The organism is Ancylomarina sp., assembly GCF_041555295.1.
Lineage (GTDB): Bacteria > Bacteroidota > Bacteroidia > Bacteroidales > Marinifilaceae > Ancylomarina.
Map to the genome: position 1 here is coordinate 1 of NZ_JBFFKR010000154.1, position 8,194 is coordinate 8,194.

Annotated in this window: 7 protein-coding genes; 1 reads left to right on the forward strand and 6 read right to left on the reverse strand. The window is 36.7% G+C overall.

What is annotated here, in order from left to right; translation table 11 throughout:
* Positions 1-878 (reverse strand): 6-phosphofructokinase (locus ABY905_RS11095; protein WP_372643711.1); only part of this gene is annotated, 878 nt, incomplete at its 3' end.
* A gap of 310 nt (positions 879-1,188) precedes the next feature.
* On the opposite strand from ABY905_RS11095, the gene ABY905_RS11100 reads away from it, so the two are divergent.
* Positions 1,189-1,698, forward strand: coding sequence for an O-acetyl-ADP-ribose deacetylase (locus ABY905_RS11100; protein ID WP_372643714.1), 510 nt, complete (start codon positions 1,189-1,191; stop codon positions 1,696-1,698).
* Between the two features lie 51 nt (positions 1,699-1,749).
* Here the strand turns inward: ABY905_RS11100 and ABY905_RS11105 are convergent, their stop codons facing one another.
* The 5 genes from ABY905_RS11105 to ABY905_RS11125 all read right to left on the reverse strand — a co-directional run.
* Positions 1,750-2,949, reverse strand: coding sequence for an OprO/OprP family phosphate-selective porin (locus tag ABY905_RS11105; RefSeq protein WP_372643717.1), 1,200 nt, complete (start codon positions 2,947-2,949; stop codon positions 1,750-1,752).
* A 145-nt stretch (positions 2,950-3,094) separates the two neighbouring features.
* Positions 3,095-4,129 (reverse strand): outer membrane beta-barrel protein, encoded by a 1,035-nt coding sequence (locus ABY905_RS11110; RefSeq protein WP_372643720.1) that lies wholly within the window; start codon positions 4,127-4,129, stop codon positions 3,095-3,097.
* 261 nt (positions 4,130-4,390) lie between these two features.
* Entirely contained in the window at positions 4,391-5,731 is a 1,341-nt protein-coding gene (locus tag ABY905_RS11115; RefSeq protein WP_372643722.1) for an OprO/OprP family phosphate-selective porin, read from the reverse strand.
* A gap of 26 nt (positions 5,732-5,757) precedes the next feature.
* Complete coding sequence (locus ABY905_RS11120; protein ID WP_372643724.1) at positions 5,758-7,065, reverse strand: glycerophosphodiester phosphodiesterase family protein; 1,308 nt, start codon at positions 7,063-7,065, stop codon at positions 5,758-5,760.
* A gap of 87 nt (positions 7,066-7,152) precedes the next feature.
* The coding region (locus ABY905_RS11125) for an MFS transporter (RefSeq protein WP_372643727.1) at positions 7,153-8,194 on the reverse strand (1,042 nt) is incomplete at its 5' end.

Genomic DNA, 8,194 nt, shown 5'->3' on the forward strand with positions numbered 1-8,194 from the left:
CCACCGCGCTGTAAGTGTCCCAATACGGTTGTACGGATATCAGCTTCAACACCTGCTTCCTTCATCTCATATAACAAACGATCGGCGGCTCCACTTAGTTTCAAGTTTGGGTTACCCACTTCAACACTTTGTTCAGCCATAGCTTCTCCGCCAATAGGCATAGCCCCTTCGGCAATCACAATAATTCCAAAACCTTTACCCCTTGAGAAACGACTATCCAGCTTTTTCACCACTTGGTTGATGTCGTAAGGAATCTCTGGAATCAAACAAGCTTCGGCACCACCAGCAATGGCAGCAGATAAAGCAATCCATCCTGCATCACGTCCCATCGCTTCCAAAATGAAAATACGGTTGTGAGATGCAGCAGTTGTCTTCAATTTATCGACAGCCTCTGTACAAACCTGAACGGCCGTTTGGTAACCGAAAGTAAAATCAGTTGCCATCAGGTCATTATCAATGGTTTTGGGTACACCGATAATGTTTAAACCTTTTTCGAAAAGCTGTTGAGATATCTTCTGTGAACCATCACCCCCAATACTAATTACAGCATCAACACCAAGGTATTGCAGTTTGCGAATCATTTCGTCAGAACGATCGGCTGAATCCCAAGTTCCATCAGAATTTTTAACTGGCCAAGCGAAAGGGCCTCCTTTGGTTGTTGTACCAATTATAGTTCCTCCTTGATAATGTATGCCTTTAACAGCAGCATCATCTAATATTTTTATTTCAGTAGGCTCTTTTAATATCCCGTCGAAAGACTGTATACTTCCTATTACTTCCCAATCTTTTTCTTGTGCTGCACGTTTTACTATTGCACGAATTACCGCATTTAATCCTGGGCAATCGCCACCCCCTGTTGCAACTAATACTCTTTTCATATTCAAAGTTTAAGTTTTTGTTGATGATAAAAACAGATCTAATTCTATCAAAAGAAATCAGATTTCAAATTATCAATCAATTATTTCAAATTATATGGCTTGGCTAGCTGATGCTAATTTAGAAATATTTTCCGAATCCAAAAGAAACATTTTCACTATCAGGACTTTGCAATCGTTTTCGGCTTGCTTTTTTTATTCATCATGAATTCATAATTTTGATAAAGGGCTCTGTGTTTAAAAGCTTTAATCACTCAGGAATCAATTTAAGTTAATTTTTCAATAAATTTCTCTCGGGTATAAATATCAGCCTATGAAAGTCAAATTATTTAAAGGAGACATCACTCAACTCAAAGTTGATGCCATTGTGAATGCGGCTAATTCTGCTTTACTTGGTGGTGGTGGTGTTGATGGCGCTATTCATCGAGCAGCTGGCTCAGACTTATTAGAAGAATGCAAAACATTAAAGGGTTGCTTTACTGGCGATGCAAAAATCACAAAAGCATACAAGCTGCCATGCAAACACGTAATTCATACGGTTGGTCCCATATGGAGAGGTGGACAAAACAAAGAAGACAAACTTTTAAAGTCTTGCTATAAGGCTAGTCTTAGGTTAGCAGAAGAAAATGAACTTGAATCTATAGCCTTTCCTAATATCAGTACGGGAGTATATGGTTTCCCAAAAGAGGAGGCTGCAAAAATTGCAATAGATACGGTTATGAAAAAATGCAGCAAATTAAAACACATCAAAGAAATTACCTTTTGTGTCTTTGATGATACAAACTTCAACATCTATAAGGAACTATTAAAAGATAGTCTTTAAAAACAAAAGCTGCCCCGAAGGACAGCTTTTCATTATCTTATTCAAATCTTCTTAGAATGAGAACTGTAAACGTGTTTGAATCATATTGAAATTTTCTTCTCCATTTAGAGAATATTCATCTAAATCAACATTTGTAAAATTGAACTTCATTAAGATGTTGTGATTTACATACCAGGTACAGCCTATACTAATGTCCTTTTGCTTCCCACCCATGATTAAAGCATCGGTATCATTCAAATCTGTCTCATTGTATCTAGCTAATAATTCAACTGATCCAGAACCTGGTTTTGCCAAACGTGCTGATTTCATTTTGTATTTGTAATCACCACCTTTTATCAACCAGCCAAACTGAGCATACCATCCTTTTGAATGATAGTCCTCATTTCCTGATTTTCTAGAAACTGAAGCATCAATATATTCGCCTTGTAAAGATATGGGGCCGGTTGCAGCAATCATCTCGAAACCTAGCTTCATTTGATTTTCTGCAGCTCCAATACTCTTTGTATCAATAAATTTTCTTCTTTCAATATGAGTAGCAGCTCTCGAACTGTAACGTATCGATTTTGCTTTCTCTACTCCATTATCATCAAATCCGGCAGCATCTGCAGTTCTATAGGTTCCGGACATACCAATGTGAAATAAGCCACCATCGGTTTGAACTGGAGCAAATGCAAATCTAGAAGTTAAACCATAACCTTCATCACCTGCTGTTTTATTATTGGTATCGCTGCCAAATAGACCAGCTTCCCAGAAATATTGCTTTCCCCAAGTCGCATAAGAAACACCAAGGTTTCTTCCCGGACGAAAAGCCTCTACCGTACTTGCTGCATGCATAAATTTAGTCGTCTTTGAACTTTCAGTCTGTTCAATTCCAAATGGCTCAAGGAAATGACCTGCACGTACAAAACTGTTTTTGTTAGTTTTATAGACCAAAAAAACGTCCTTTAAAGATACTCCACCATCAGCAAAACCGATATTGATTTTAGCATCCCATTTTTCCCAAAGTGTTGCTTTCATCAATAATCGAATGTCGCGAATTTCACTTCCACTCCCCAAGTCAGTTTTATCATCGAAATAACCAGCAGCATCCATATAAACACGCCCACCAAAACCGAATTTGAAATTACCATCTTCGCTTGCTATGGCAACGGAGCCTTTGTTAACATTTACTTTTAGCTTATTTGCATCCTGTGCATACAATGAAGTCGCAAGAAGAAAGCTAAAAACAATAAATAAATAATATCTCTTCATAGAATAGGTTGTTTTAGATTTGTGCATTTTATCAGTTGATAAATATAGTAATTTGAACTATGTTTTTAATATAAATAATCTATGGCCTATGAAATGAAAAAAAGCCACCTGAGATGGATGGCTTTTTGTAATGAGGTTATTTTTTTTAAAACTTAAACTCAAAGTTCACATAGACTTGAGATTGATCTTCTTTACTTGAATCTTTGTGAGCAAAGTTACGGTAGTTGAATGCCATTTTCACACCATTAGCTGGAGCATACTGAACACCAGTAGTAATTGCGTCACCATTCTTCGAAAGGTTCCACTTTTCAGTTTCACCCTCTAGTGTATTAGAAGTCAAATGATCATATCTTCCGAATACTTCCCATTTTTTATCAAATGTATAAGTGGAGTAAAATGACAGCCCCTCTAAATCGTGATTATCAGCAACTTTTGAATACTTTGTACCATTCATCAATTGGTTATATTCTGCAGCTAATCTGAATTTATCAGAGAATTTGTAACCAATAAATGTAGCTAAAGCTGAAACGGTTAAATCTTCCTCGTTTCCGCTTTCATTTATAACTTTAGCAGAGGTTGCATCAGCATAAACTTTAGCAATTAAGCCTTTGTTCTTGTAAATTAAACTGGCACCAAATTTTTGCTTTCCATCTTCATCCTGCACTTTTTTATAACCTTCACCATTCATGATAAACGCATTTGCAGAAAAAGCATCATTTAGTTTAAAATTAGCTTTGATACCTAAATCAGCACTTGCTCCAAAACCATACTGATCGTTAAACGATTTCAAGATATATCTGTATCCCCAGAATTTCTCCTGCTCTTTAAACTGAATCGTACCAATCATACCCAAAGCTACTTTTACAGATGAAGAAGCCTTCCATTCTAATTGTGCTTTCTTAAGGTAAGCTGTGTAATCACTACCGCCTTCGTTTTTTCCAACATCAAGTGTAATACTTGCTTTTAATCCTTTAGCAATATTATAATCGTAACCAAAGTAGGCTCTTTTAATTTCAAAGCCACTTTCTTTGTCTTCCCCGCCTGTCATGTCATAATTATAGTTGAAGAATACTTTTCCGTTAACTTTTCCTGATGGTTTAAATTCTGCTTTTTCCTGAGCAACTGTGTTCAAACTTGCTGCTATCACAAGCAAAGCCAAAAATAAATTCTTTAATCTCATTGTGGTTGTTTTTATTTTAGTAGTAAATGAATATGGATGTTTCCCATCTTAATTCAATGGCAAAAATAAAACGCCACTTTAATCTAAACGTATCTACAAAGTTAACTTTACGTTAAACCCGTATTTACTGATAAAAAGCAAGATCAATTTTCCACAAATCACCTTAAATATCAATGAAATAAAAAAGAAAAGAGCGAACCAAAATTAATTGGTCCACTCTTAAAAAAATTACATGTCGAAGTGTAATATTTGTGATTCAGATTAGAAATTAACCTGTACTCTAGCTTTAATCATTCCAACTTTTTCGTCTAATGGATAAACTTGATTCTGAACATCCATATAGCTATAGTTTAAACGGAACATCACGTTGTCATTCAAATAGTAGTTAACGGCAGCACTAATTGTTTCTGCTTTGCCACCTTGAATACTCATGTTTCCAGCTCCACCTAAAGCTGCACCTAAATCTGCTGGTCCATATGCACCATTGAAATAAGTACCATCAATATCATTCAAATCTGTATTATCGTAACGTAAAAGGAATTCATATGAACCTGCCTTTGGACGATTGATATAAGCCGTAGATGAATTATAAGCATAGTTATCTCCTAAAAGGAAACCTGTTTGTACATAGAATGCTTTAGTTTCGATGTCGCGCATCTCACCATACCATCCTGGGTAATCAGCAGGAGCTGTTGGCCAAGCATAAGTTACATAATAAGCAGGACCATCTTTCATTAATTTAGAAACATAGTCATCGTCGCGAGTAACTTTAGTTTTAGTATACTCAGCTTGCAACATGAAAGGACCGCTAAGAACTAAAGACTGAAAATTAAATCGCATATCAGTTCTTGCACCTTTAATATCAGCATTCAAAAATTTGTGCTCTGGGCCAGCTGCTAAAACAACTTCACGGTTGTAATCATCATCGTTGAAAGATTCGTTGAAACCATTAGCTTCAGGAATTCGATAAGTAAATGAACCTCCTAATTGGAAAAGCACTTTATCGTTTACGATTGGTGTATAAACCAATTTAGTTGTAGTAGAAAAACCTTGATCACCCTTATTGTGATTGTCTACTGAACCTGCAAAAAGACCAGTTGAACCGTAAAATTTATCGGTATAATAAGTGTATCCCAAACCAATACTACGACCAATTCCCATAGCCTGTGTTGTATTAGATGCACCAATAAAACGAAGATTTTTGCTTGAAGCAGATGCCTCAATACCAAATGGCTCGAAGAAGTTACCTACTGTAAAAATACTGTTCTTTGATTGATTGTATCTTAAGAATGCATCCTTAATCTTAACTTCATTATTACCAAAGCTTACATTTACTTTAGCACTCCATTGTCCCCACTTTACAGTCGTTCCCAAACGGATATCCTGAATTGAAGCATCTGAGCTCAAATCAGTAGCATCATCAAAATAATGCACACCATCCATATAAATTCTACCGTTAAGGCTTACTTGATAATCTTTATCAGCTGAGGTTAATACGATTCCTCCTTTTTTCGATTCAGCAGTCAATTGTTTTTCTTGAGCTACTGCACTTGCCGCTACCATTCCTAAAGCTAGAGTAGCGATATATATCTTTCTTAACATATCTTTATCGTTTATAGATTTAACAATTAGTAACCTAGGTTATCCAATACTTCTTGAGCAGTTCCTACAAGTTCACGACCTTGATACTTCATTGACAAATCAGTCAAATTAGTAAAACCACCATCAATAAACATATTAGGGTTTACATCGTAATTGAAATCTCCTTGTACAGTTCTGTTTGCATCATCAAAACGAGATACACCACCATAGAAATAGTCACCATTGTATTTTCTCAACTGATCTTCAGTATCGAAAGAATAAGCATGAACAATCATACCTGCACGGTGATACATTTCACACATCCAAGGAAGAGATAAATCCGCATATTTATTAGGCTTTCCAGCGATAGAAGGACCTGCAATATGACAGTTGTATTCTACAGAAAAATTAATAAACTCAGCTAATGACTCAATTGAATTCGAAGGACGAACGTAACCAGCACTTTCGTCTTCCCAAAGTAACATACACTTAGGTACACCTGGAAGTTCTTTTTCTAATTTAACGATAGATTCACGAGAGAAAGACTGAAGAATAAAACGTCCTTTAGTATTTGCTACATCAACTTTACCTGGAGCTGTAGGAATCGTTTTAGGAGTCGTGTTAATATTCCATCCTTCTTCAGTTAAGAATGCTGCTAAATCAGCTTCCATACCACCAAATAAATATGGTTCCTTAGTCTCTGCATAAATTCCAGGACGGTTACCATTATCTTGAGGATCTACTTCGAATTCATAATATCCAGCCCACTGACCGTCATCACTTAAACGAGTCATATCTTTAACTGGCTCGCCAGCAATACGTTTAATTCTAAAACCTTCTGAAATTTTCATAACTTCCTCAAGTGTAGAAATCTTCTCACCTTTAAATGATTCACGAGCATTCTCAGGCACAGCAATATTAAACCATGCACCAGCGTCAAGTTGACGTAACTCAGTTAAAGTAAAATAACTTACAGGATAGTCTTCTTTTCCTGGGAATTGACTCTCGATATTAGAGGTACGACGAAGGTTACCATCATGTAATGCTAATAATACACCATCTTTAGTTCTCTGAAGATCAATTTCTAAATAATCAGCGCCCATATTTCTTGCCCAACGGAAAGCAGCCTCAGTCTCTTCCGGAGCCCAGAAAGTAGATCCTCGGTGTGCAATCACTGCATCAGGTTTCACATAGTCACGAACAAGCTTAGCTTCAGCGCTAAGTTCATTTAGCGGGTACGTTTTGTAAAGGTTTAGAGGATTGTAATCAGGCGTGTCATCTTCACAACCTGCAAATCCAATGCTAGACAGGATTAAAGCGCCTGCCAACAAATTTCTCACATTAAAGTTTTTCATGTGTATTCAAATTTATGGTTAGTAATTAATAATTTTACAATTGACATTGTTGAGTTTTGAAAATCAACCGCTTAGGTTTAAACAATGTTAATCATGAAGACCATTATGTCCGTTTAATTCTTGGATCCAAGAAATTCCGATCAGGATAATAGCAGCAACACATGCACTAAGGAGTACAATGAAACCACCGTCCCATCCCCAAGTGTCAACAACAGCACCCATAGCGATATTAGCAAATAAGGCACCTCCCAAGTATCCAAATAGACCCGTTAGCCCAGCAGCAGTTCCGGCTGCTTTTTTAGGAACTAAATCCAAAGCGTGAACACCAATTAGCATGACTGGACCATAGATTAAGAAACCAATACAAATAAGAGCTATAGAGTTCATCATTATCGACTGGCTAAACCAATACATGAGTACCGAAACAAAAACCAATACCATATAAATGATACTCACTGGAGCTCGCTTTCCTTTAAAAACCTTATCACTCAAGTAGCCACATAATATGGTACCAGGTATACCTGCCCACTCATAAGCAAAATATGCCCAGCCTGATTCCTGAATTGAAAAGCCTTTAGCTTCCTTAAGATATAGTGGAGCCCAGTCTAGTACACCATAACGTACCAAGTAGACGAAGGCATTTGCAAAGGCAATCGACCATAACAATCTATTTTTAAGGATGTATTTCATGAAAATTTCCTTAGCGGTCATCTCCACTTCATATTTTTCAGAATAATTATCTGGGTAATCATTCTTATACTTCTCAATATTTGGAAGTCCACATGATTGAGGTGTATCGCGAATTAATAACCAAGCAATAAAAGCCACACCTAATGCCACAAAACCTGGGAAGTATAATATAGAGTGCCAATCAGCAAAAATAGCAACACCTAAAATTGCCAATGGTCCGATAATTCCACCACCTACATTGTGTGCTACATTCCATATCGCCATTTTAGTTCCTCGCTCACGGATAGAAAACCAGTGAACCATAACACGACCACTAGGAGGCCAACCCATTCCTTGAAACCACCCATTCAATAATAGTAGAAGAAACATGATTGCAATTGATGATGTTGCAACAGGAAGTAAACCCATTGCAATCATAGTGATTGCAGATAAAACAAGA